The following is a 23,586-nucleotide window of genomic DNA, read 5'->3' on the forward strand; positions in this document are numbered from 1 at the left end:
TGCGCTGCGCACCACGCCCAACTTTGGAGTATTGCGCCTTATGGCTCGCCACGACCGATACGATCTGCCACTTTCCACCGACTCCGACCTTGCAGCGGAGCGATATCGAACGGGTATCGACCTGCTGTTGTCGCTGTGGCCCGGTGCCGGCGAGGCGTTGGATAACGCGATCGCAGCGGACCCGGGCTTTGCACTGGCGCATGCAGCGCGCGCCCGGCTGCACGCGATCAGCGCACAACCGGCGCAAGCACGCGAGAAAATCGCAACAGCGCAGGCTCTCGTTGCGCGTCGCGGCACCGAGCGTGAGCGCAGTCACGTCGAGGTGCTAGCGCTCGCGATCGAAGGGCAGGCGCCGAAAACGCTTGCCGGCGCATTGGCGCATACCGATAGATGGCCGCGCGACGTTGTGATTCTCTCGATGCCACTCGGCGCATTCGGCTTGTACGCGTTCTCCGGCATGGCGGATCACGACCAGGCGCGAGTCGACCTGTGTGAGCGGCACGCTCGCCATTTCGATGCCGACGACTGGTGGTTCCTCACGTATCGCGGCTGGGCCCACGGCGAGAACGGCGATGTCAAGCTCGGCCGCACGCTCACGCAGCGCGCACTCGAATTGCGTCGTCATAACGTGAATGCCGTGCACGCGGTCGCTCACGTTCTGTACGAGTCGGGTGCGAACGACGAAGCTCAGGACGTGATTGCCGGCTGGCTGCCAGAGTATCCGAAGGATGGCGTGTTGCATGGTCACATTGCGTGGCACGGCGCGCTCATCGCACTGGAGCGCGGAGACACTCGCCGCGCCATCGCGATCTACAACGAGCACGTCACACCGTCGGTGTCGCAGGGCACACCCATCAATATCGTCAGCGATACGTCGTCGTTTCTGTGGCGCATGCAGGCATATGGCCACAACGTTTCCGAAGGAATGTGGAATGACGCGGCACACTACGCGTCCGGCTATTTCAGGGATGCGGGCTTCCCATTCGCGGATTTCCACAAGGCGCTCGTCGGCGCTGCGACAGGCGATACGCAAGCGGTCGAGCAGCGGATCAACGCGCTCAACAAGCTGGTCGATGAAGGCCGATTGCCTGCTGGTTCGGTAGTCCCGAAAATTTGCCGGGCGTCGCTTGCGTTTGCAGACGGGCAGTACGCGCTGGCCGCGCGGATTCTAGAACCGGTTGCGCGGGATGTCGTGCGCATAGGTGGAAGCGGCGCACAGCGCGAGATCGTTGAAGACACACTGCTCGTTGCCCTGATGCGAAGCGGGGAACTGAAGAAAGCCCACGCGCTGCTCGACAGGCGGTTGCACCGCCGCCCATCGCCTCGCGATACCCGATGGCTGAATGAACTGGTGGCTGTGGAAACGGCGAGCGGTTTGTCGAATGGCTGATGGTGGCGCCTCGGGGAAGAGAATGGACTCGGGCAACACGATGAAAGCGCCGGGACTGCGCCGACTGCTGGTCGATAGCATCGGCCCCGTCGCGGCAATCTCGCTCGCGCAGCTGTTCGGCACGGCGTTGTGGTTCAGCGCGAACAGCACCGCCGCCGACCTGATGAAGCTGTGGCACGCGAGCGCAGCCGATATCGGCTGGCTGACAAATGCAGTCCAGCTTGGATTCATTCTCGGCACGCTCATCATCTCGTTGAGCAGCGCGGCCGACCGCTTCCGCGCAAGCAGCATCTTCGTGTGCAGCGCGCTTGCTGGTGCGATCCTCAAATCTTGGTTTTGCGTGGCTCCCGGCGGGGCTCGTGAGCGGCGGCGTGTACCGGTTCGGCGTGGGCGTCTGTCTTGCCGGGATTTATCCGATGGGGATGAAGCTCATCGTCGGCTGGGCGCCGAAGCGCACGGGTCAGGCATTGGCGCAACTCGTTGCGATGCTCGTGCTGGGTACGGCGCTACCACATGCGATGCGCGTTATGGGCACGGGCATTCAGTGGCAGCTCATCATCTCTGCGTCATCTCTGCTGGCTGTGGGCGGTGCGATCGTTATTGGGACATTGGGAGAAGGGCCGCATTCTGCGGTCAGGGTGCGCGCGCATCCGGCGGGGTTGCGCCAGCGGGAACTCAATCCTCTGTGATCGACGCGTTCCGCATCCCGTCATTCCGGGCGGCAACGTTCGGCTATTTCGGTCACATGTGGGAGTTGTACACCTTCTGGATTGCCGTGCCGCTGCTGGTTTCCCATTCGTCTCTCGTAACACGTTTTCCCGCAATCGGCGTGCCGGCGATGTCGTTCGCGATTATCGGCATGGGGGCCGTCGGCTCACTGGCGGGCGGTGTGCTGTCGCGACACATTGGAAGCGCGAAGGTGGCAACAGGCGCACTCGCGATATCGGGCTTTTGCTGTCTGACCTTTGCGCTCGGTTGGCGCTTCCTCTCGCCTGATTGGCTGGCCTTGCTCATGGCGATATGGGGTGCAACCGTCGTCGCCGATTCGCCCCAGTTCTCCGCGCTGGCCGCGAGGGCGTGTCCGCCTGATCTCGTAGGGAGCGCACTTGCCATCCAGAACTCGATCGGATTCGCCGTGACGGTGGTGTCGATCGCGATCACGACGTCGCTCTTCGAACGCGTCGGCCTGGACGCGACCTGGCTGCCGTTTCCCGGCCCCGTGCTCGGACTGGCCGCGTTCGCTGCCATGTCGCGACACACCCGTGCATCGGTGAGAACCTTCGGGATGCCCCGCGGCTGAAGGAGCAAGTTATGCTAGATCTACAGTATCTGTCGATCGTTATGGAAGTCGACCGTCTCGGCAGAGTGACGGCCGCCGCCGAACGTTTGAATGTGACGCAGTCCGCGCTGTCACATATGGTCCGGAAGTTCGAAGAGCGACACTGCGTCAAGTTGTGGACGAAGAACGGCCGCGGATTGCGTTTCACACATGCGGGCGAATATTTGCTGGGACTCGCGGAACGCGTGATCCCGCAGATGGAACACACCGAGCGATCGCTGACCAATTTCGCTGAAGGTCGCCGTGGAGCGTTGCGTGTGGGAATGGAGTGTCATCCATGCCAGAAGTGGTTGACGCGCCTGACGCCTCATTATCTGGCCGCGTGGCCTGACGTCGATTTCGACGTGCGTACCGCTTTCCGCTTCGACGGCGTCGCTGCGCTGCTCGGCTACGAGATCGACATGCTGATCACGCCGGACCCCATCGACGTGCCTGACATCGTGTTCGCACCTGTTATTGACTACGAACTGATGCTCGTCGTGCAGGACGAGCATCCGCTCGCCGCGCGCGAGTTTGCGCTGCCGCAGGATCTGATGAACGAGGAACTCATCACCGTTCCCGTCAGCCAGGAGCGTCTGGATATCTTCACGCGGTTTCTCGTGCCCGCGTATTGCACGCTGAAATATCACCGGACGGCGGAGCAGACCGAACTGATGCTGCAACTCGTCGCAGCCGGACGCGGCGTGGCGGTGTTACCGGACTGGCTGGTGGCAGAAGAGGGCGAAGGGTTGCCGCTACGCGCCATCCGTCTGGGCGAACAGGGTATCAGTAAATGTATCAACGTAGGCGTGCGGAACGGAGAAGAGGAAATTGCTTACATTGCGGGGTTTCTCGATCTTGCGCGTGAGCTCGGCGTGACAAGTAGTCGTCACGTCGCGTAAGGGCGTCAACTGGCCACGCTGCTCATTACCATCTTCATCATTGGATTGACCGCTCTGTCGCTCCGGCGGTGTTGTCTCGGTGCGCGTTCGGCCTATTTGCCTTTTTCACATGGCCCATCACGATCTGGCGTCGATGGAGTGCTCAAGCAGGAAGGGGGGCGCCGTCCGAGCGCCAGCAGACCGAAAAGTACCACGGCGTTTGAAGCGTGGCCTACGGTTCAAGAATCTCGCTGATGCGCGAGAGCGCGTCGAGCGTATGCAGCAAATGTTCACGCATCGCTTCCGACGCTTCTTCGTTGCGCTCGTGTTCGAGCAGTTCCAGCAGATGCAGATGCTGCTTGGCGTGCTCGACATAACGTTCTCGATGCTGCATCGAACGATACGACAGCAGACGGCGCACGCGATTGACCCGTTTGATCGTGTCGATAAAGAAGCTGTTGCCCGATGCCTCGACCAGCGACTCGTGAAAGCGCACGCCGCGATCGTGCAACTGATCCGCCGTATCCGTTTCGATGCCACCTGCCAGCAGATGCTTCTCGACATCGCGGCAGCGCTCCAGCACCTTGCGTTCGAGCCGGTATCCAGGCTCGAGCAGCGCCGCCGGTTCCAGCGCCAGGCGCAGCCGGTACGACTTCAGCAGACTGTCGGGTGTGGTCAGCATGGGCGAAAACTGCCAGCCGTAACCGGGCTTGCGCTCGGCCCAGCCTTCCTGCGCGACGCGTGCCATCACGGCCGTCAATTGCGCGCTCGTCAAGCCATAGCGCGTACGGATCAGCTGTTCCGAGAACTCGTCGGGTAACTGGCCTTTCAGACGGTCGTCCGCGATCTGGAAATACACGTTCGTCACGATATCCGTTTCGGTGAGGCCCAGTTCGTTCACGACATCCGCGAGCGGTTCAACGACAGGCTTGGCGACGAAAAACCCGCGATTCTTCTCGCGCGTCAGGATGCCCTTCTCATGCAGCAAGGCCAGCGCCTCGTTGACGGGCGAGCGCGACACGCGCAGACGGTCGGCGAGCATCTGCGCGGGCAGATGCGCGCCGGCGTCGAGTCCTTCCGTCTTGATCAGTTCAACAATCTGGGTCGCAATGGATCGGTCGATCATGTGAGTCGTGCCTTCTGCCTTCTTATCGCGTGAACGCAGCGGCGGCGGGTCTAAGCCTCCTGCGTCAGCAAACTTTTCTGCAATATCAGCGGGATCACGCCGCCCGAACGGAGCAGCGCGCATTCGAGCTGCGTTTCGACGGCCGCGGTCGCCTCGATGGGTTGCACGCTGCCATTGGCGCGAATCACGCGCACGGCAATCTTGCAACGAGGCGACAGCGTATCACCCGCGGCGTCGACTTCGAGCTTATCACCCGGCTGAAGATCGAGTGTGTCGGGGTTGACGCCGGGCGCAAGCCGCAGCGGCAGGATGCCCATGCCGATCAGGTTCGATCGATGGATGCGCTCGAAACTCACGGCCAGCACCGCGCGGACGCCGAGCAGCCGCTGACCCTTGGCCGCCCAGTCGCGCGACGAGCCCGTGCCGTAGCGCTCGCCCGCGACAAGTACGACGGCATCGCCGTCCTGCTGATAGCGCTGCGCGGCTTCGAAGATCGGCAGCACGTCACCGCTTGGCACGTGCAGCGTATGCGCGACGGGCATGCCGGGGCGCAGGCGGTTGACGAGTGTCCGGTTGTAGAAGGCGGCGCGCACCATCACTTCCCAGTTGCCGCGCCGCGAGGCGAACACATTTAGATCGTCGCGATCATCGCCGCACGAGACGAGGAAGTCGGCGACGAAGCTGTTCTTGGGGATCGCGCTCGCAGGCGAGATGTGATCGGTTGTCACGTCGTCGCCGAGGACGAGCAGCGGATAAGCCGCGTAATGCCCCAACTGGCTACCCTCTGCGATCGAAGCGAACGGCGGGCGGCGCAGCGCCGTCGATGCCGGATTCCAAGGAAAGCGTGCACTGTCCGGCGCGTCGAGATCATGCCACGCCGGGTTGCGGCTCGCGAGCGCGAAGGCGCGCGGATAGTCGTGAGGATCGGCGGCGGCGCGCAGCAGCGCGCCGACTTCTTCACGCGTTGGCCAGAGATCGCGCAGATAGACGGGCTTGCCATCGGGTGTCTGCTGGATCGGCTCGACGCTCAGGTCGCGTTCGGCGTCGCCCGCAAGCGCAAAGGCAATCACGAGGAGCGGCGACATGATGAAACCGAGGTCGAGATCGGGATGAATGCGGCCGGGGAAATTGCGGTTGCCCGACAGCATCGCGACGGGATAGATGCTCTTCTGCGCGAGCGCCTCGCGGATCGGCGCCGTCAACGGTCCCGAGTTGCCAATGCAGGTCGTGCAGCCATACCCGACGATATTGAAGCCGACGGCCGACAGATCGTCGATCAAGTTCGCACGTTCGAGATACGCGGCGGCGGCGGGCGAGCCAGGTCCAAGCGATGTCTTGACCCACGATGGCACCTTCAGGCCCAACGCGCGCGCTTTCCGAGCAAATAACCCAGCGGCGATCAGCAACGCGGCATCGGAGGTATTCGTGCAGCTCGTGATCGCGGCGATCGCGACGGGATGTTTCGGCATCGACGGATGCTGCTCCGTTTGCGCGAAGCCGATCTTTGCAAGCGTCGCCGCTGTCTGCGAGTAGTCGAGCAGATCCTGCGGACGGCGCGGACCGGCGATATGCATGCCGATGCTGCCGAGGTCGATATCGATCGTGCGCGTAAAGCGCGGCTCGGCTTGCGGATCGAACCACAGACCTGCGTGCTGCGTGAACGCTTCGACGAGTCTCACGGATTGCTCCGAACGGTTCGTCGCGCGCAGATAGTCGAGCGTGTGCTGATCGGCAGGGAAAAAGCCCGTCGATGCGCCATATTCCGGCGCCATGTTCGCGACGACGGAGCGGTCGCCCGCAGTCAACGTCGCGACACCGGGACCGAAGAACTCGACGAACTCGCCCGACACGCCGATGGCGCGTAGCCGTTGCGTCACGGTCAGCGCGAGATCGGTGGCGAGCACGCCTGGCCGCATCGCGCCCGTCAGCCGCACGCCGATCACATCGGGAATGCGCTGCATTATGGGCATGCCGAACATCACCGTCTGCGCTTCCAATCCGCCCACGCCCCAGCCCAGCACACCGATGCCGTTGATCATCGGCGTATGGCTGTCGGTGCCGATCAGGGTATCGGGCACGGCCCACTGCTCGCCGTCGCGCTCGACTGTCGTGACGACGGTCGCCAGTTGCTCCAGGGTGATCGTATGCATGATCCCCGTGCCCGGCGGATGGATGCGCACACCCTTCAACGCCTTAGATGCCCAGCGCAGGAACTGTAGCGCTCCGCGTTCCGCCGCAATTCGAGCGCGAGGTTCTCAGGCGCTGCGTCCTTCTGCGCGAAGTACTCGACGGCGAGCGAATGATCGACGGACGAATCGACGGGCAACACGGGATTGAGCAACGCCGGATCCGCGCCCGCTTCCGCCAGCGCGTCGCGCATGCCGGCGATGTCGACCAGCGCCGGCGTGCTCGTCGTGTCGTGCATCAGCACGCGGTTGGGCTGGAACGCGATCTCGGCTTCGCTGGTCGCGCGCGCCGTCCACGCGAGGATGGCTTCGACGGCTCGCCGACGCTCTTCGCCGTCCATGTTGCGAACAACGTTCTCGAGCAGCAGCCGCATGACGACGGGTAATTCGCGGAGCCTGTCGCCGAACAATGCAGGCAGGTCGACAAAGCGATACGACACGCCATCGACGCTCAGGCGGGCTTCAGTGGGGCAGTAAGTGTTTTCCATGACTGCATTTTTGCACTTCAAAAGGTAAAAATGCAATCTAGTGCAAACCCCAGATACAATAAATGCGGAGACATCACGTGAAGAAAACCGGTCATGACAGGGGTGGTTCACCGGACGAAGCGACCCCCGACGGAGCCCGGCGGCGCATCGTTCAGGGCGTCGCGGCGCTCGGCGTGCTGGCTGCTATCGGGCCCGTCGTACGGTCGGTTTTCGCGGAGGAACAGGCGTTGCGCCAGACAGATCTCAAAGGAAAGAAACCCATGTTTGCTTATGTCGGATCGCGGACCACCCGCGAACGGAATGCCCACGGCGAGGGCATCAGCGTCTATCACGTCAACACGGAAACGGGTGGACTCGAACTCGTCCAGCTCGTCAAAGACCTCGTCAATCCCTCGTTCCTCGCGCTGAGCGGCAACGGCGAGCGTCTCTACACCGTGCACGGCGACATGAGCGACATCAGCGCGTTCAAGGTCGACAAGGCGTCGGGCAAGCTGACCTTTCTGAACCGGCAAAGCACGCAGGGCAAGAACCCCGTGCACCTCGCGATCGATCCGTCGGGCCGCCATGTCGTCGTGTCGAATCACATCGGCGCAAGCCTTGCCGTGCTGCCGATCGCCGAAGACGGCTCGCTTCAGGAGTTGACCCAACTGGTTCACCTCGAAGGCCCGATCGGTCCGCATCGCGTCGAGCAGAAACAGGCCAAGCCGCACTTCAATCCGTTCGATCCGACGGGCGAATTCGTCATCGTGCCGGACAAGGGACTCGACCGCGTTTTCACGTTCCGTTTCAAGGACGGGCAACTGATTCCTGCGACGCCCGCGTTCGTCGCATCGCGCGAAACGGCGGGGCCGCGTCACGTCGCGTTTCATCCGAAGGGAACGTATGCGTATGGGCTTCTGTACGAACGACGGCCACGCGCTCGTCGAGATCGGCGTTGAGATCAGCGAGCAACTCGATGTAATTCCGGCGCAGTTTCGCGTGCTCCAGCACCAGCGCGTCAAATATGCGTGTCCATGCTGCGATCTCGGCATCAAGGTCACGCCTGCGCCGCCGCGTATCATCCCGCGTGGGCTGCTGAGTGAATCAGCGCTTGCGTGGATCGCCACCGGCAAGTATCAGTTCGGGATGCCACTGTACCGTCAGGCCGGACTGCTACGTCGTTTCGGCGGTGACATCTCGTCCAACACGATCGCCGCAAGCATGGTACGCGTCGGTCTGGCGACTCAGCCGGTGATCAACCTGATGCGTGATGCGCTGCTCGACGCGGATCTGGTCTACTGCGACGAGACGACATTCCAGGTCCTGAAGGAGAAGGGGCGCAAGCCTCAAACGAAGAGCTACCTCTGGTCGCAGATGACCGATTCAGGACATCCGGTCCGCTGCTTCACGTACACGCCGGGACGCCGCGCTCAGCTGGCCGACAAACTGTTCATGAGCGCGGTCCTGATGACCGATGGCTATGAGCCCTATAACAGCATCGCCGACCGATACCAGCTCGTGCATCTTGGATGCTGGGTTCACTGCCGACGCTACTTCGTCAAGGCAGAAGAAAATGTGCCGAAAGCTGCGCGCTCGCCCGACCTGCTGGCCACACGCTTCATCAAGCTGATCGGAAGGTTGTTCGTCGCTGAGGCACGCAGCGCGAAATGGGAAGCCAACCGGCGACAGCGATTGCGACGGCGATACAGTCCCCCGGCGTCGTGCCCAACAGCCTGCTCGGAAAGGCGCTAACTTATCTGCGCGAGCAATGGCCCAGCCTGATCCTCTACGTTGAGAACGGCAACTGGCCCATATCGAACAACGACTGTCATGCCGCTAGCGGCATGACAGTCGTTGTTATCGGCTGGCACATGTCCATCGTCCAGATAGCGCGTAAGCGCCTCCCAACGTTTGAGGCTGTAGTCGAGTGCCGCGGCGACACCCGGATCCGTCCGGCACACGCTGCCGTTGCGTGAGCAGCCATGCATGGAGTTCGTCGGCGATGGGGCGAGCCCGCTCCTGACGCACAAGACGTCTTCTATCGGGCTCGAGTTGTGCGGCGTCGCGTTCTACTTCGTACAACGCACCGAAGTATCGCAGCGCGGGCTCGGCCAGCTCGCTCTGGTGCTTGACGTGTAAATCAAAGAATTTACGGCGCGCGTGGGCCAGGCACCCGATCTCTGTGACCCCACTCCTGAAGCTGGACTTGTAGCCCCCGTAATCGTCGCACGCCAGCTTGCCGCGCCACTCGCCCAGGAATGCGCGTGCATGTTCGCCGGCGCAGCTATCGGCGAAGTCATAGATCACCGCCTTCAGATCGGCGAACTGCGTGGTGCTGTACGCCCACAGATAGGCTCGATGGGTCTTGCCCTTTCCCGGGGCAAGCATCTGTACCGGCGTCTCGTCGGCATGCAGTACCGCGTGCTGCAATACCTCTTCGCGAAGCGCATCGACCAGGGGCTGCAGGCGCACGCCACACGCGCCAACCCAGCCGCCGAGCGTCGATTGCGCGATCGCCAGACCCGCCCGCGCAAAGATGCGCTCCTGTCGATACAACGGCAGGTGATCGCTGTACTTGGCGACCAGCACCTGAGCGAGCAGACCGGTGGTCGGGATGCCCTTGTCGATCACGTGCGGCGGCACCGCAGCCTGCACCAGCGTCTCGCATGCCTTGCACGTCCATTTACCCCGGATGTGCCGCTCAACCGTGAACACGCCGGACGTGTAATCCAGCGTCTCGCTGATGTCCTCGCCGATGCGAACGCGCTCGCAGCCGCACGTACAGATCGTACTGTCCGGCTCGTAATGAATGTCGGTACGTGGCAGTTCGGGAGGAAGCGGTTCACGCTTTGGCTGTTGCCGTGGTGTCCCTGCCTGCTCGCCGGACTTCAGCCCCTGCAGCTCGAGCCCGATTGCCGCCAGATCCGCGTCGAGCGCTTCCTCGAGCAGGCTCAGTTGCTCCTTGTTGAGCTGCTCACTGCGCCTGCCGAACTGCTGCCGCTTGATGACCGAGAGTTCGTGCGTAAGCTGGTCGATACGTGTTTGCCGGTACTGCAACTCTCTTTCTTTCTCGGCGGCATCGATGCGAATCAACGCAACCACCCCTGCAGCCACGTTGCGCAGTCGCTCGCGGCCGACAGTGGCCAGCGCACCGTGATCGCCGTCGCGCCCCTGCGTACCTCGATCTCGATGTGCGTCGCCGCTGCAACACCATTCTGCATCTGCAGCGGCACAAATTCCGGCGACGAGACATTCAATTCCTGTCGGGCCGCTTCAGCGGCATCGCGTTCCTCCCGCGCCGCAACCCAGCTACGCAGCAGGTTGGCGTTCAACCGGTAATGCAGTGCCACGGCCGCAATCGACACATTCGGCTGCATTGCCGCCCGAATGACCGTCTCCTTGAATTCCTTGCTATGCCGCCGGCGCCGTGTCGGCTGCACCACATCCTGGACAACCTCGACTTCGTCCGTCATGTACACCTGTCCATTTAAAATTTGAATGGACATGATCGTCGGGCGGCACGACTTGCCGATCAAGATGACTTCGCCGGGTGCTTACTCTCAAAGTCACGCACATCGACGAAGGCGGTAGGCGCTGCTTCGATCCCGACGGGAAACGACGGCTGATCGAGGCGTGCGAGAAACCCGGTGCATCGGTGGCTGGCCTGGCGCTCAAGGCTGGCGTGAACGCCAACCAGATGCGCAAGTGGATCATGCTGGAGCGCAGGGGGGCTCGGCGGAATTCGTACCCGTAGTGGAGGTAGCCGAACCGGATGCTGTGACGGCAAGCGCAAATCTGCGTTCGTCGCCTGCCGTGACGCTGGTGCTCAGGCCGCGCGAAGTCGTGCGAAGTTCGCCGGGCTCACCGTCACCGTCGCGCCTGGTGGCGCGACTTCCCAACGGGGGAGTCTCGAACTTGAGTGCAGCGGGCAGGATCCGGCATTGATCACGACGATGATTGACGCGTTGAGAAGCCGGTGATGCTGCGCTTCGCCAACGACCTGCGCGTCTACCTGTATCGCGAACCGGTTGATTTCCGGTGTGGCCTCAACACCCTTGCTGTTCTGGTCGAGGAATCGATGCGGCTGGACCCGCTTGCCGGCGCCGTCTACGCGTTCCGCAATCGTAAATGTGACAGGATCAAGCTCCTGCTGTACGAGCGCACTGGCTTCTGGCTGTTGCTGCGCCGGCTCGAGGAAGACCGTTTCGTGTGGCCGCGACGCGATGAGGAAGTGATCGAGCTGACAACGCAGCAGCTGCACTGGCTGTTGGACGGCATCGATATCGACGCGCTTCGCCGTCATCCTGTCCGTCATTACGAGCACGCCGGTTAGCCCGGCACGTTGCAGGTCAGTAACGCGACAGGCGCCTTTTACGGATTGACGTAAACCTGTAGCGCGCCGCGCTCCGCTATCCTGGAGCGCATGACGAATGCACCCGACCTCAAGCGCGTACCCCATGCCGTCCAGGGCTATATACACGATCTCGAAGAACGCGTGGCTGGCGACACGAAGCGCATCGGCGAGCTGAGCCAGCGGATCGAACAGCTTGAGGAGTAGGTCCGTCTGCTGCAATCAGAGCGCTACGCACGGAAGAGCGAGAAACGCCAGGATCGGGGGTTCGACGAGGCGGAGCAGCTCGCCAGTGAGCCCGGCGACGAAGACGACGCGGATGCGGGGCCCGCACTGCCCGACACCGGTTTGCCACTGGTCGGCCAGCCTGAGCGGAGCAAGGTCGGACGCAAGCCGTTGCCGGCGTACCTGAAGCGCGAACGCGTCGATCACGATCTGCCGGAAGACCAGCGAGGCTGCCCGTGCTGTGGCAATCCGATGCATCGCATCGGCGAGGATATCAGTGAACAGCTGCACGTCCAGGTCAAGTGGACGGTTCGCCAGAACGCGCGCGCAAAGTACGCATGCCGACACTGCGAGCGTCACGCCGAACATACACCGGTCGTGCTCACCCCGATGCCAGTGCAGCCGATTCCGGGTAGCCATGCGGACGCCTCGGTGATCGCGACGGTGGCGACCGCGAAATACGTCGACGGCATGCCGCTGTATCGGATGCAGGCGGCACTTGCCCGCTGGCAGATTCCGGTGAGTCGGGGCACGCTCGCGCAATGGGTGATCCGTCCAACAAGCCATCCCATCGCAGAATTACGAACAATTTGTGGGTAATCCTGAGGGGAAACCCGGGGCGGTTCAATGTCCGTGTTGACTTATGCCATTCACGGTCCATCCAGCTGCAGAGGGCCCTGAGCCCGCCCTTCTTCTTGTAGAACTCCGCAAGGGCCAGGTGGGTGCCATAGGTAGAGAAAATCTTCGGGTCATAGCCAAGCTCTTTCGCGATGTGCGCGATCAACGCGTCCCAATTCGGCAGACCAAGGTTGGCAGGCACCCCGGCCCCCGCAAACAGCATCAGCTTGCCAGTGCGGTGGGCATCAAGCAGTTCGTCTTTCATTTCGTGCCCTTCGCAGATTTGAGGTGGGCGGCAAACAGATCCAGCGCTTTGCGGCGCATGGAGATGTCGTCCTTGGCGGCCCCCATCTCCGCAAACGTCTGTGTGCTGCCATCCGGAACGAAGACACAGTCCCATTGGAAGTGAGTGGGACCGGCAGGTTTGCGAGGTACGGTTCCGTTGATCGCACCTTCTATTATATGGATCTCGCGCCCGTCGCAGTACCCAAGGATCGTTTTGGCAGTCACCTTGGCGTCGCCAAGCCCTGTAACGAGGTCGGCGAAGCGATCCGCTTGTAGCCTGTCCCAGAATATCTGCGTCAAACCTGCGGGAAGTCCATTGAGGCCGCTCAAGTACAAGCCTGTATGTTCGACGAACAACGGGCGACCGATGGACTGGAACGCCTTGGTCAGCTTGTCCCGCACCAAACTCTCGACGTCTTCTGTCTGGAGCTCCTCGATTTTCCTCGACACCGGCACGATGTCCACGCCTACGGGGGCAAGGATCCGCTGCACTTCGGTGATCTTGTGCTCGTTGCCCGACATAAATCGGATTTTAGATCCTTCACGAATGAGTAGCGTTTGGCTACTTCGTACTGCTGTCGCATGTCACCGATCGACAGGCCTTCGGCCATCGCGGCGGCTTGGTCATCCGCAAGGCCGCGCTGGTGGATTGCGGGGTTATCCGAGCAAATGACAAACGGCACGCCATATCGCCGGAACTGTTGAAGCGGGTGAGCCTCGTTCGCAGGAACTGCGCCAGTAAGCCGATTGCTGATCGGACACACCTCGACGCAGATATCCCTCGCAGAAAGAAGCTCCAGCACATCTGGATCTTTGCCAGCCGCTGTTCCGTGGCCAATTCGATCTGCGCCGAACAGTTCTACGGCAGACCGGACGTTCTCAACGCGGCCTGTTTCACCGGCGTGGATCGTGATCCCGAGATCGAACCTGTCTTTGGCCGCCCGAAAGAGCGAGGGCAACTCTTTCGGATATGCCGTTTCTTCATCGCCAGCAAGGTCGAGCCCAATCACGTCCTTCGGCTCACCAAGGTCCTGGTAGGCCTGCAGGAGGGTGGATAGGTTGACCGCGCTGTAGTCGCCACGCGTCACCGTGAGAATCAGGCCGCGCCGGATACCGTGGCGCAGTGCAGCCACCCTGGTCGATTCGATAAGGCGCTCGAGCGCCTGTGCTGGCGAGCACTTCTGAAGCTGTGCAAGGTACAGAACGCTGCTTCGGAGCTCGACGAAGCGCACGTTGTTTTCCGCCAGGCCCGCGACAACTGCAAGGGTGAGGCGATCGAGATTCTCGCGCTTCCTTGGAAAGAGCTGCAGAGCTTGCCATGGCGTTAGGTATTCGGCCAGCGACTGGCAGGGTGTCGCTCGAACTAGGTCTCGCTCAAACTCGAATCCGGCTGGCAACACGGTCGCTTCGTCTGCCAGGATCTCTCGAATCGTCGACGTTGGAATCGCGCCGTTCATGTGCATATGGAGTTCCCCCCGGCTATGCACGTCCGCGCCCTTTCCGTATTCGTGCGCTTCTTTGGCGTCGCGGGCATCGCCAAGCATCCCAGGTAGGTCAATCTGCCGTTGATCCAATCGTAGTTCCTGTATCTACTTATCGAGAGTCCTACTCGTTTCTGTGCGTTCTTGCGCGTTCCCATATTGTAACGCCTCCTCCGCAGAGACGCGTTAAGAACGTCCGGTCTGCCGTAGAACTGTTCGGCGCAGATCGAATTGCCCACGGAACAGCTCAACTGGTTCTGTCGCAGTAAGAGCGAGAGGTCGGCCAAGTCCGATATGATATGGATTCCTTATCCAGCCAGAAAATAGAATTGCTGTGCGGGGGTTTGCACCAACGCCGCCATCGTTCAATTGCCCCTTGACGCAGGATGCGGGCACAACGAAATTTCTCGAACCCAAGCATCGGTCGGGTCCGGCGCTTGATCGCCCGATGATCCTGTTCGATGATGTTATTCAGATACTTTTTCTGGCGGACCCTGATCGGCACCTCCCGCCGGGCGTTGATCGCCTGAAAGGCAGCCAGATTCGATGGGCTTTGTCCGGATGGGGGTATTGCAAAGATGCTGGGGGGTGTAATAGCGCAACATCATGAAGCCAGCTTGAATAATGCCATATAAAGCCAGACTAAAGACGGTGAACGGCGCAAGCGCAAGAAGCCGGGGTACCGGGTGACGAACGCGCGGGCGTATAACCAGAGCCTGAGAAAGCGCGGCATGATCAGCCTGTATGTGCCGGGCGGCGATCTGAAGGCGCAGCTTATCAACGCAAAGATCCGTACGCCGGGCGTGTCGGGGCGTGAGCCGACCTACACCACGGCGTACATCGAGCTGATCTTTACCTTCTACCGGCTGTTGGGTTGGGGGATGCGGCAGATCACCGGCTATATGGAGGACTACTGGGAGACTCGCGGGCTGGACATCCCGGTGCCCAGCGCCAGTCAGCTGGGCGAACGGTTCGCTTCACTGGAGGTGAGCGTCACGCAGCGTTGCGAACAGTTGGCCCGGCGTCTCGCGCGCGGCGGGACGATCAGTCTCATGGTCGACAGCACGGGATTGAGCTTTGGGCGGGCGAGCCAGTGGTACGAGGAAAAGTACGCTCAGAAGGCCGCGCGCACGCCGTGGCGCAAGATGCATCAGTCGATCGACGCTGACATGAACGTACACGCGATCCGCATCACCACTACAGAAGTATTGGACAGCGAAGGAATGGACGCCGTGTTGCCCGCTGATGTGCCGATGGATCGGGTGATTGCCGATGGCGCGTACTACAGCATCGAGCGTACCGAAGCGCTTTCAGGCGCGGGCGTGACGCCCGTCATCCCACCGCCAGCTCACGCGGTCGTACACGGCGAGGAGAGAACCCGCCGGCATGACCAGATCGTCAGATACATCGAGGACAAAGGCATCTATGCATTTCACAAGAAATACGGCTACGGTGTGCGCTCGCTGGCCGAGGCACAGATCTCGCGCATCAAGCGCTGCATCGGCGAGCGCCTGCTGACGCAGGAGCTTGCGTCGCAGGAAGGCGAAGGCGTAATCATCGCCAACCTGCTGAACCGGTGGAACGCCTTCGGCAAACCGGTTTGCGTCAAAAATGCATAGTCGCGTCCATGGCACGGGAACTCGTACCCATCCGGACAAAGCCCAGGAGTGGGGCGAATTTCGCTGCGCTTGAGGCTATCAACGCCGGGCGCGAGACGGCGATTAGGATTCGTCAGCCGAAGTATCTGAATAACATCGTCGAGCAGGACCACCGCGCGATCAAGCGCCGGACCCGCCCGATGCTCGGGTCCAAGAAATTTCGTTGCGCCCGCATTCTCCGGGGTGACATCGAAATCAAAATCATGCACATGATCGTCAAGGGGCAATTGAACGATTGCGGCGTTGGTGCAGACTGCCGCACAGCAGTTCTATTCGCTGACTGTATAAGGAATGCATGCCATATCGGTCTTGGCCGACCTTTCGCTCTTACTGCGACAGAACCCGAGCTGGTGCCCTGTACCTTGCGACAAGGACATCGTCCCCCTGCCACTGTAAATCCGAGACAGCCTGCCCATAGTCGCGCGACTTCGCGACAGTGTAGGCGTCCAGCCATGCGATGATCTGTCGCATTTGTCGCAATTGCGACATTGAGAACATTGAAGCGACCGCATCGGAAGACTCGCTGGAATACCGAACTGACGTGGGATTTGCCACCTCACGCACACTTGGCACAAAAAGTGATAGTCAAGAGAGAAGCCTCTTTTGAATTTCGAGTGGGTGGATTTGGCCGGGTCAAGGGCGGGCGTAACCCCGGCGGACCGCACCCTTGATGCGGTCAAATCCAGTCGCACGCTTGACGGCTCGGGCCAGGCAAAGCCTTGCGGCGCCCAGCTCCCGAGCTCGTCCGGCGGCAAGGACTTCCACGCCTTGGGGCGGGGTTAGGGGTGGGGTAATCCACGCCGAAGAGTCGAGTCTTCCGCTACCGCGCAAGGCGTACCACCCACTCAAATTTCAAAAGAGCCAGAGAGAAATTAGTGGGTGCGGCAGCAGGCAGCGTAGTGCAAGGCATTGCACATCGCTACGGCCAGCTCGTTCAACGTAGCAATGGTTAGGGATACACAATGATAGCTTTATCGAAAGAAGAGGCGGGCGCAGGCCGTGCTGTGCACGGAGAGCTATCCCTCCCCGACATGAAGGCCGGGGTTGCCCGCGCCTTCTAATGAAAAATTTTTTAGTATCAATCGCCTCGTTTGTGTTGCTACTGTCGATGACGGTGACCTCAGCCGCTGCAGCCGTGGCTGCCCCCGCGCCGTTGCCAAAGTGGAGCGTGTTGATTTTCATGAACGGGAAGATGTGTTTACATTTTGTCTTTTGCGCGAGCAGGCCAAGATGATTCGAACGTTATTGAGCGATGAAGTATGGGCACGAATCGAATCCGTCTTGCCGGGCAAGGAAGGCGATCCAGAGCGCACGGCGACCGACAACCGTTGGTTTGTCGAAGCTGTCCTCTGGATCGGCCGGACCGGATGCCCCTAGCGCGATTTGCCGAAAGAGTTCGGCCGATGGCATACGGTGTACATAGGCTTTGTCCGGATGGGGGTATTGCAAAGATGGTGCGGGTTGTGTAGAAGCGCAACATCATGAAGCCAGCTTGAATAATGCCATATAAAGCCAGACTAAAGACGGGTGAACCGCGCAAGCGCAAGAAACCGGGGTACCGGGTGACGAACGCGCGGGCGTATAACCAGAGCCTGAGAAAGCGCGGCATGATCAGCCTGTATGTGCCGGGCGGCGATCTGAAGGCGCAGCTTATCAACGCAAAGATCCGTACACCGGGCGTGTCGGGGCGTGAGCCGACCTACACCACGGCGTCCATCGAGCTGATCTTTACCTTCTACCGGCTGTTCGGCTGGGGGATGCGGCAGATCACCGGCTATATGGACGACTACTGGGAGACTCGCGGGCTGGACATCCTGGTGCCCAGCGCCAGTCAGCTGGGCGAACGGTTCGCTTCACTGGAGGTGGGCGTCACGCAGCGTTGCGAACAGCTGGCCCGACGTCTCGCGCGCGGCGAGACGATCAGTCTCATCGTCGACAGCACGGGATTGAGCTTTGGGCGGGCGAGCCAGTGGTACGAGGAAAAGTTCGCTCAGAGGGCCGCGCGCACGCCGTGGCGCAAGATGCATCTGTCGATCTCTCGCTTCAGGGCCCGCGAGGTCAGGTCGCGGCGCCCGGCCTGGATGTCTGCCGTAAAGGCCAGCCAGGCGCTCACTGGTGAAACGCGTTTGCCACGTTGTGATGAATCGCGAATCGCAGCAATTCGGCCATGATCGCCGCCCGCGAGGCCCCTTCGAAGAGCAGCAAGATCAACCGCGCACGCCTTACCTGGCCAACCGCCATCGTGCGGCTGCGCTGCATCGACATCAGCTCTTCGCGCTCGGTTTCACTCAGATTCATTTTGCCCATGCACTATTAGATAAGTGCAATTTCATTGGTTCAATGGACTAGGAGAAAAGCATGCAGCAAATCGCGGATTCAATTCGACATTCTATAAGGAACAATCACTTAAAGTCGTATGTATATAGTTACCCTTCGAAAAGGTCGTATAAAAGTCTACATAATATCGGCATTGCGGAAATATGGCACACCGGTGATCGCGGGCCAGCTTCAATATATATCCATATACCATTTTGCAGATACAGGTGTACTTATTGTACGTTATTTCTAACTACCCAGGGTACAGAGGATATAATACAAAACTATGTTGATAAAATATGTGAACAAATCAAATTTTATGCGAAATATACGGGACGGAAGACAGTTGCATCTGTGTATTTTGGTGGCGGAACTGCGACTATTCTAAACGAAAAACAATTCGGACAGGTTTTTTCATCGATTCAACACGGATTCCCGAATATTGCGTCCTCTGCTGAGCTATGTGTCGAAGGTTCTCCCGACTCGATGTCCGAAGAACTCCTCGATTTCTTAAAAAGCCAAGGCGTGAACCGAATCAGTATGGGTATCCAAACCATGGATTCCGCTGAACTGAAGGCCAGCGGTCGCCCATACCCGGTTTCGACAACAATCTCCGCGGTAGAAAATATCCGAAAGCGTTTCGAAAATTTCAATCTGGATCTGATCTACGGCCTTTCAGGTCAGACCTACGAAAGCTGGCAAAATTCGCTCCGCCACATCGTTTCATCAGGTCCACTTACTATCTCACTGTATCCTGCAATTAGCCGACCTCTCACAGCGATTTATAAGCAGCAGCGATTGCATCCGGAGCGATACATCGACGACCAGACCACGTATGCGATCTACGATAGCAATGTCGAGTTCATGCAAATGAATGGATACCGACAAGAGTCCTTCACTAGGTTCACCCGTCTGCCAGAAAGCAGCAGCGCGTACGCCCAAGAGACTTCCGACTTTCTCGGCGTTCCGATGATCGGAATTGGAGCAGGCGCAAGAAGCTACAACGGAAAATACCACTACAGCTTCGACTACGCGGTCGACCTCAACGAGGTCGGCAAGGCCATTCAAGATTATTTGAGCCTCGAAATCACCGAACACAGCATGGTGAGGTACGGGATTGTTCTGGATGCTTACGAAGAGCGCTTGAGATATTTCATCCTCAGCCTTACGCTGAACCAGCTTTCTCGGGCGTACTATTCATCACAGTTTGGCCGGAGTCTGTATTCTGATTTTTTGGACGTAATTGATGCACTTGAGGCTGAGGGGTGCATCGAGCCACCGTCCAATGACAAGATTCGATTGACCAGGAAGGGTTACAAATACAGTAATTTGGTCGCGCACCATCTTTTCTCGAGCCATGTGAAAACCCTGGAAGAAAGGTATGTTCCACGATGAACAACAGTGAGCAATTTTGGGAGAAAGGTTATTCGGACGCGAAAGTTTGGACGATGGGCGGACCGAGTGTTGAGGTATTTGAAATTGAACAGTTTCTACCACGAAACTCGACTGTTATAGACATCGGCTGTGGCGAAGGCAGAAATGCGCTCTTTCTTGCCCTCAGGGGACACAAGGTGACCGCCTTGGAACTTTCCTCGAACGCCGTGAAGAAACTTCGTTCGATTGCTGACCGTTATTCATTGAACATCGATGTGATCGAGCAACGGATCGAGGATTTCGTACCGGATGAAAATTATGATCTAGTTATGGCGCACTCGTCGTTACATTTCGTGACGAAAGACGTGTGGATTCCCTTGCTTCGGGAAATGCGGCAACGGACTAAGCCGGGCGGATTTCACAACTTCACATCGATTATTGGAATTCCTCGCTACCCAGTTCCGCACGAGTGCCGACATGCCAATTCGTTTGACCGAGGCGATCTCGACTCGCAATATGCGGACTGGCAGATTCTTCGTTCCGATTTCTACGCCAAGTGGGATTGCCATCCGGGTATTCCGACGCATGTGCATGCCGTTGAGAAGTTTCTCTCGAGAAAAGCAAACTCGGTCGAGCGGTTCACGTTGACGAAGGTCGATCTTTCGAACAGCGACAATCTTCCTTTAATCTTGTTCGACAGCATACCCCTTGGAGCCGATGCTACCGCAGTCAAGTCGATGGGTGTTCGTCCGAGACATGTCAATCGGATTGAAATGCTAGGGTGGAACATGACGTCTCCTATGGAGCTGACGGGCAACTATGTGGTTGAAGACTGGATTTTCGGGAAATACGGACTCCAATTCACACAGGGCATTTTGACGGGTAAATACGAGTATTTTACGTCACCAGTTTCGTTGCGGAACTCTAGACATCATGTATGGACCTGCCGCACCTCAAGGCACGCGGATTAACCTTGTGAACCGCCCCGGGGTTTTCCCTCAGGATTACCCACAAGTTATGCAGTCGTGCTATTCGTCCTGCCTGAATATTCGGTACATCATCGTAATTTCATGCAGAACAAGAAAGCCACGCCAGATGACGGTAGGCCCTGGAGGATGATCACGCTTTCGAGGAAGATAGCCGCCGAGTCTGGCGATCCACAAAATCACCTGCGCGAGTGAGGGCGGTTCATCGGGCATTTCTGTACTACCGTGCGTACGGCAGTAGAGGGCCTGCCACTCGATTGGCTGCAGCAATACTTCGCACGACAGGTTTCCATCAAGCCGTGCAAGCAGCATCGCGTACAGGATTCTCCACCTTACTACGGCGAACAACGCTGTGGCGCGTACGAATCGTTCGACATTGCCAAATTGGCGGGTTTCAATGCGACAGCCGCTTTTAAGCACACGATGCCACGATTCAATTGTGCATCGACGTGCATACCATGCCAGACGCTCGAGGGCCTGTGCTCGCGTATACGTAGGCACCGAGGTCAGCAATAGCCATTCCAATGGCTCGGCTCCTTCGTCTACGTTCGTTTCCAACGCATGAATTGCAAATACCTCAATTTCGGGAAGCTTCTCGCGACGACGATTTTGCCGCGGACGAAGGCGTACGGGCATGCATCGTACAACCAGCCGTGCGGTGCGCGCCTGTCGGTTTTCGCGCAGGCACCTGCAGTTGCGTTTCTCCAATCACTGGCAAGGCTAGCACGGTTTCCAACAAATATCGATCAGGGTGTGCAACGTGTCGATTCCACGAAGCGCGCACCAGCCAGTCGACACCGGCAGGCCGCCGTGCCAGGAACACATCGTAGACATCGCCTTCGCGATCGCTCACGCCGATGACTTGCGTATGCGGACAGTGTGTCTTGAGTATGCCCAGCTGCTCGATACCTTCGAGCCATTTCGCGCGCTCTTTCTCTTGTACGCTTCGTTGTCCGCGCAGATGTTTCTTGCCCAACTCCTCCAGCCTACGTAGTCGAACCTGAACAATTCGAAGCGCCTTTTGCGGCAAGAGTTTGAAGCGGAAAGTTGTTGATGCATTTGCAGGAACCTGGCATTTTATGGGTAATTTCCTGCAAATTCTGTCGAGGTCTGGATGGGTCCGAAGGCAGTGGTGAGCGAAGGCGATTTGTTCCGGCATCCTCTGCGCGAGCAGATCAACCTGAAGCATCCGCTGGTGCGTCTGACCGATCTGATCAACTGGGATGGATTGAATGCGTCGATGAGCGCGAGCTTCGTCTCACGCAAAGGTCGGCCGGCCACCTCACCGAGGTTGATTGCTGGTTTGTTGTATCTCCAGCATGCGTTCGATCTGTCGGACGAGGAAGTGGTCTGGCAATGGGTGGAAAACCCGTATTGGCAGGTCTTTACTGGCGAAACGTTTTTGCAGACCGAGCCGCCGATCGATCCGTCGAGCCTGACCCGCTGGCGCAAGCGCCTGGGTGAGGCCGGAGTTGAAGAACTGCTGGCCGAGACGATCGAAGCGGCGAAGCGCGCGGGCGTGATCAAGGCCTCAAGCGCAAAGCGCGTAATCGTTGACACGACGGTCATGCAAAAGGCGGTCGCCCATCCAACCGATTCGCGTCTGCTCGAACGGTGTCGCGAACATCTGGTGAAGGCTGCGGCACGGCACGGGTTGAAGCTGCGGCAGAACTACAACCGCGAGGCGCCGCACCTGGCGCGTCAGATTGGCCGCTACGCGCATGCGAAGCAGTACAAGCGCATGAAGAAGGCGCTGCGCACGTTGCGCTCGCGCGTTGGGCGGGTGATGCGTGATGTCGAGCGTCAGCTCGATTCAGTCGCCGACACTGGGCGCATCGCGCTGCAGGAATTGATCAGCCGCACGAGGCGGATCCTGTCTCAGAAGCAGAAGGACAAAAACAAGCTGTACGCACTGCATGCGCCAGAAGTTGAATGTTTGGCGAAAGGCAAAGCCCGCACGCCCTACGAATTCGGTGTGAAAGTGTCGATCACGACGACACACAAGGAAGGGCTTGTGGTTGGCGCCCGCTCGATGCCCGGTAACCCATACGACGGTCACACGCTGGCTGAAGCGTTGGAGCAAGCGGCGATCTTGAGCGATGTGAAGCCCGACGTCGCCATTGTGGATCGCGGTTACAAGGGTATCGCTGTCGAGGGAGTGAAGATCTACCACCCGGGATTGCGGCGCGGAATCACGAGGGGCCTGCGCGCGATGATCCAAAGGCGAAGCGCAATCGAGCCTGCCATTGGTCACATGAAGGCCGACGGCAAACTCGACCGGAACTGGCTCAAAGGCGCACTCGGCGATGCAATACACGCCGTGCTGTGCGGCGCTGGCCACAACCTGAGGATAATCCTCAGAAAGCTGAGGCTTTTTTACGCCCTTGTTCTGATTGCCTGGCTTAGCCGGTCAATCACCGTCGACTTCCAGGCTTGAGGGCAAGCGCCGACCAAAACGAATTATTCAGACCCGACTACGTATCCACGTCTTCGGGCCGATCACGCTGAGTGGCAGCCCCTCAGGCGTGAGCGCAAGCAGACTGTGTATCAGGAAACCACGAACGTGTGGATCGGAGCCATATCCCAGACCTTCGGTTGCCCGCAAATGAGACAAATTGAACTCAGTGGTGTCCTGAACCGCAAGTACGATCTGCACCTGCTGCATGCGACAAAGCGTTTGGCCGATGTGCGCGCCCAGCACGCCATCGACATCCACCTGTGGGTTATCGAAGAACCGATAAGCCGCCTTCAGCTCAGAAGAATTGAACGATTGCGGAAAAGAGCAATGCGGATTCGTCGAAAGCCTACGCGCCAGCATCACGAGCCGTCTGGTCAGGCGAGCGTCGCCACGTTCGGCGCACCAAACTCTTCACTTGCCCAGTCATCGAGGTCAGGGGTGTGCGACAACGCCCGGCATCACAGAT

17 protein-coding genes and 10 pseudogenes are annotated in these 23,586 nt (G+C 59.5%); 15 read left to right on the forward strand and 12 right to left on the reverse strand.

Translation table 11 applies throughout. The features are described 5' to 3' along the window. The first annotated feature begins 40 nt into the window (after positions 1-40). The 3 genes and pseudogenes from G5S42_RS39750 to G5S42_RS39760 all read left to right on the forward strand — a co-directional run bounded on the left by G5S42_RS39750 (position 41) and on the right by G5S42_RS39760 (position 3,610). Entirely contained in the window at positions 41-1,390 is a 1,350-nt protein-coding gene (locus G5S42_RS39750; RefSeq protein WP_176112205.1) for a tetratricopeptide repeat protein, read from the forward strand. A 40-nt stretch (positions 1,391-1,430) separates the two neighbouring features. Beyond that, a pseudogene (locus tag G5S42_RS39755) lies at positions 1,431-2,690 on the forward strand (MFS transporter). 11 nt (positions 2,691-2,701) lie between these two features. Further along, on the forward strand, positions 2,702-3,610 hold the full coding sequence (locus G5S42_RS39760; RefSeq protein WP_176112206.1) for a LysR family transcriptional regulator: 909 nt from the start codon (positions 2,702-2,704) through the stop codon (positions 3,608-3,610). A gap of 211 nt (positions 3,611-3,821) precedes the next feature. On the opposite strand, the gene G5S42_RS39765 is transcribed toward G5S42_RS39760, so the two are convergent. Both G5S42_RS39765 and acnA read right to left on the reverse strand, forming a co-directional pair. Next, positions 3,822-4,715, reverse strand: coding sequence for a GntR family transcriptional regulator (locus G5S42_RS39765; RefSeq protein ID WP_176112207.1), 894 nt, complete (start codon positions 4,713-4,715; stop codon positions 3,822-3,824). A gap of 50 nt (positions 4,716-4,765) precedes the next feature. Continuing rightward, positions 4,766-7,389 (reverse strand): annotated as a pseudogene (acnA, locus tag G5S42_RS39770) (aconitate hydratase AcnA). A 260-nt stretch (positions 7,390-7,649) separates the two neighbouring features. Between acnA and G5S42_RS39775 the strand changes: the two are divergent. Together G5S42_RS39775 and tnpC (G5S42_RS39780) are read left to right on the forward strand one after the other, a co-directional pair. Beyond that, positions 7,650-8,279: pseudogene (locus tag G5S42_RS39775) on the forward strand (lactonase family protein); the annotation flags it as partial. Further along, positions 8,212-9,206 (forward strand): annotated as a pseudogene (tnpC, locus tag G5S42_RS39780) (IS66 family transposase); the annotation flags it as partial. The pseudogenes G5S42_RS39775 and tnpC (G5S42_RS39780), both read left to right, overlap by 68 nt. On the opposite strand, the gene G5S42_RS46195 reads toward tnpC (G5S42_RS39780), so the two are convergent. Genes G5S42_RS46195 through G5S42_RS39790 form a run of 3 tightly spaced genes read right to left on the reverse strand, consistent with a single transcriptional unit; the run spans position 9,117 to position 10,904 of the window. Beyond that, positions 9,117-9,329 carry an IS66 family transposase gene (locus G5S42_RS46195; protein WP_512885626.1) on the reverse strand — a complete coding sequence of 71 codons (213 nt, stop codon included), beginning with the start codon at positions 9,327-9,329 and terminating at the stop codon, positions 9,117-9,119. The pseudogene tnpC (G5S42_RS39780) and the gene G5S42_RS46195 sit on opposite strands and share 90 nt — an antisense overlap. Beyond that, complete coding sequence (tnpC, locus tag G5S42_RS39785) at positions 9,226-10,482, reverse strand: IS66 family transposase (protein ID WP_512885839.1); 1,257 nt, start codon at positions 10,480-10,482, stop codon at positions 9,226-9,228. Before tnpC (G5S42_RS39785) ends, G5S42_RS46195 begins: the two co-directional genes overlap by 104 nt. Further along, a complete protein-coding gene (locus tag G5S42_RS39790; RefSeq protein WP_246392486.1) occupies positions 10,458-10,904 on the reverse strand; it encodes a transposase in 447 nt (148 codons plus the stop codon). Before G5S42_RS39790 ends, tnpC (G5S42_RS39785) begins: the two co-directional genes overlap by 25 nt. 14 nt (positions 10,905-10,918) lie before the next feature. Between G5S42_RS39790 and G5S42_RS45535 the strand changes: the two genes are divergently transcribed. From G5S42_RS45535 to G5S42_RS39805, 3 genes and pseudogenes are all read left to right on the forward strand, one after another. Beyond that, positions 10,919-11,122: a transposase gene (locus tag G5S42_RS45535; protein WP_176112208.1), complete on the forward strand. Its 204-nt coding sequence runs from the start codon at positions 10,919-10,921 to the stop codon at positions 11,120-11,122. 225 nt (positions 11,123-11,347) lie between these two features. Continuing rightward, positions 11,348-11,701 carry an IS66 family insertion sequence element accessory protein TnpB gene (gene tnpB, locus G5S42_RS39800; RefSeq protein ID WP_176112209.1) on the forward strand — a complete coding sequence of 118 codons (354 nt, stop codon included), beginning with the start codon at positions 11,348-11,350 and terminating at the stop codon, positions 11,699-11,701. Positions 11,702-11,791: 90 nt separating this feature from the next. Next, positions 11,792-12,505 (forward strand): annotated as a pseudogene (locus tag G5S42_RS39805) (transposase domain-containing protein); the annotation flags it as partial. Positions 12,506-12,823: 318 nt separating this feature from the next. Here the strand turns inward: G5S42_RS39805 and G5S42_RS39815 are convergent. From G5S42_RS39815 to G5S42_RS46080, 3 genes and pseudogenes are all read right to left on the reverse strand, one after another. Then, positions 12,824-13,369, reverse strand: coding sequence for a non-canonical purine NTP pyrophosphatase (locus G5S42_RS39815; protein WP_176112210.1), 546 nt, complete (start codon positions 13,367-13,369; stop codon positions 12,824-12,826). Then, positions 13,315-14,421, reverse strand: coding sequence for an adenosine deaminase family protein (locus tag G5S42_RS39820; protein WP_246392488.1), 1,107 nt, complete (start codon positions 14,419-14,421; stop codon positions 13,315-13,317). Before G5S42_RS39820 ends, G5S42_RS39815 begins: the two co-directional genes overlap by 55 nt. Positions 14,422-14,701: 280 nt before the next feature. Further along, positions 14,702-14,884: pseudogene (locus G5S42_RS46080) on the reverse strand (DDE-type integrase/transposase/recombinase); the annotation flags it as partial. A 130-nt stretch (positions 14,885-15,014) separates the two neighbouring features. Here G5S42_RS46080 and G5S42_RS39830 point away from each other — a divergent pair. The 4 genes and pseudogenes from G5S42_RS39830 to G5S42_RS44740 all read left to right on the forward strand — a co-directional run. After that, the gene (locus tag G5S42_RS39830) at positions 15,015-15,947 is read left to right on the forward strand and encodes an IS5 family transposase (RefSeq protein WP_217710326.1); all 933 of its coding nucleotides are present in this window, start codon (positions 15,015-15,017) and stop codon (positions 15,945-15,947) included. A gap of 35 nt (positions 15,948-15,982) precedes the next feature. Beyond that, positions 15,983-16,274 (forward strand): annotated as a pseudogene (locus G5S42_RS39835) (DDE-type integrase/transposase/recombinase); the annotation flags it as partial. Between the two features lie 942 nt (positions 16,275-17,216). Beyond that, positions 17,217-17,438 (forward strand): annotated as a pseudogene (locus G5S42_RS45920) (transposase); the annotation flags it as partial. Between the two features lie 155 nt (positions 17,439-17,593). Further along, a pseudogene (locus G5S42_RS44740) lies at positions 17,594-17,929 on the forward strand (transposase); the annotation flags it as partial. A 93-nt stretch (positions 17,930-18,022) separates the two neighbouring features. Here G5S42_RS44740 and G5S42_RS44745 read toward each other — a convergent pair. Continuing rightward, positions 18,023-18,293: pseudogene (locus G5S42_RS44745) on the reverse strand (helix-turn-helix domain-containing protein); the annotation flags it as partial. 51 nt (positions 18,294-18,344) lie between these two features. Here G5S42_RS44745 and G5S42_RS39850 point away from each other — a divergent pair. Further along, entirely contained in the window at positions 18,345-19,697 is a 1,353-nt protein-coding gene (locus G5S42_RS39850) for an STM4012 family radical SAM protein (RefSeq protein WP_176112211.1), read from the forward strand. Continuing rightward, a complete protein-coding gene (locus G5S42_RS39855; RefSeq protein ID WP_176112212.1) occupies positions 19,694-20,647 on the forward strand; it encodes a class I SAM-dependent methyltransferase in 954 nt (317 codons plus the stop codon). The genes G5S42_RS39850 and G5S42_RS39855 overlap by 4 nt, the downstream gene beginning before the upstream one ends. 57 nt (positions 20,648-20,704) lie before the next feature. On the opposite strand, the gene G5S42_RS44750 is transcribed toward G5S42_RS39855, so the two are convergent. Both G5S42_RS44750 and G5S42_RS44755 read right to left on the reverse strand, forming a co-directional pair. Beyond that, positions 20,705-21,298 carry an IS4 family transposase gene (locus G5S42_RS44750; RefSeq protein ID WP_246392490.1) on the reverse strand — a complete coding sequence of 198 codons (594 nt, stop codon included), beginning with the start codon at positions 21,296-21,298 and terminating at the stop codon, positions 20,705-20,707. Further along, the gene (locus G5S42_RS44755; protein WP_246392611.1) at positions 21,240-21,851 is read right to left on the reverse strand and encodes a hypothetical protein; all 612 of its coding nucleotides are present in this window, start codon (positions 21,849-21,851) and stop codon (positions 21,240-21,242) included. Before G5S42_RS44755 ends, G5S42_RS44750 begins: the two co-directional genes overlap by 59 nt. Between G5S42_RS44755 and G5S42_RS39865 the strand changes: the two genes are divergently transcribed. Continuing rightward, the gene (locus tag G5S42_RS39865; RefSeq protein WP_176108167.1) at positions 21,777-23,099 is read left to right on the forward strand and encodes an IS5 family transposase; all 1,323 of its coding nucleotides are present in this window, start codon (positions 21,777-21,779) and stop codon (positions 23,097-23,099) included. The two genes, G5S42_RS44755 and G5S42_RS39865, sit on opposite strands and share 75 nt — an antisense overlap. A gap of 27 nt (positions 23,100-23,126) precedes the next feature. Here G5S42_RS39865 and G5S42_RS39870 read toward each other — a convergent pair whose 3' ends face one another. Then, positions 23,127-23,480 (reverse strand): IS4/Tn5 family transposase DNA-binding protein, encoded by a 354-nt coding sequence (locus tag G5S42_RS39870; protein ID WP_246392582.1) that lies wholly within the window; start codon positions 23,478-23,480, stop codon positions 23,127-23,129. Positions 23,481-23,586 lie beyond the last annotated feature (106 nt).

It is taken from the genome of Paraburkholderia youngii (assembly GCF_013366925.1).
GTDB lineage: Bacteria > Pseudomonadota > Gammaproteobacteria > Burkholderiales > Burkholderiaceae > Paraburkholderia > Paraburkholderia youngii.

Excerpts from the sequence above, each read along its gene's own strand:
- G5S42_RS39765 (WP_176112207.1), bottom strand. The coding sequence starts at position 4,715 with ATGATCGACCGATCCATTGCGACCCAGATTGTTGAACTGATCAAGACG.
- G5S42_RS39750 (WP_176112205.1), top strand. The coding sequence starts at position 41 with ATGGCTCGCCACGACCGATACGATCTGCCACTTTCCACCGACTCCGAC.
- G5S42_RS39865 (WP_176108167.1), top strand. The coding sequence starts at position 21,777 with ATGGGTCCGAAGGCAGTGGTGAGCGAAGGCGATTTGTTCCGGCATCCT.
- G5S42_RS44755 (WP_246392611.1), bottom strand. The coding sequence starts at position 21,851 with ATGCTTCAGGTTGATCTGCTCGCGCAGAGGATGCCGGAACAAATCGCC.
- tnpB (WP_176112209.1), top strand. The coding sequence starts at position 11,348 with ATGCTGCGCTTCGCCAACGACCTGCGCGTCTACCTGTATCGCGAACCG.
- G5S42_RS39760 (WP_176112206.1), top strand. The coding sequence starts at position 2,702 with ATGCTAGATCTACAGTATCTGTCGATCGTTATGGAAGTCGACCGTCTC.
- G5S42_RS39855 (WP_176112212.1), top strand. The coding sequence starts at position 19,694 with ATGAACAACAGTGAGCAATTTTGGGAGAAAGGTTATTCGGACGCGAAA.
- G5S42_RS44750 (WP_246392490.1), bottom strand. The coding sequence starts at position 21,298 with ATGCCCGTACGCCTTCGTCCGCGGCAAAATCGTCGTCGCGAGAAGCTT.
- G5S42_RS39870 (WP_246392582.1), bottom strand. The coding sequence starts at position 23,480 with ATGCTGGCGCGTAGGCTTTCGACGAATCCGCATTGCTCTTTTCCGCAA.
- G5S42_RS39815 (WP_176112210.1), bottom strand. The coding sequence starts at position 13,369 with ATGTCGGGCAACGAGCACAAGATCACCGAAGTGCAGCGGATCCTTGCC.
- G5S42_RS39850 (WP_176112211.1), top strand. The coding sequence starts at position 18,345 with ATGCAGCAAATCGCGGATTCAATTCGACATTCTATAAGGAACAATCAC.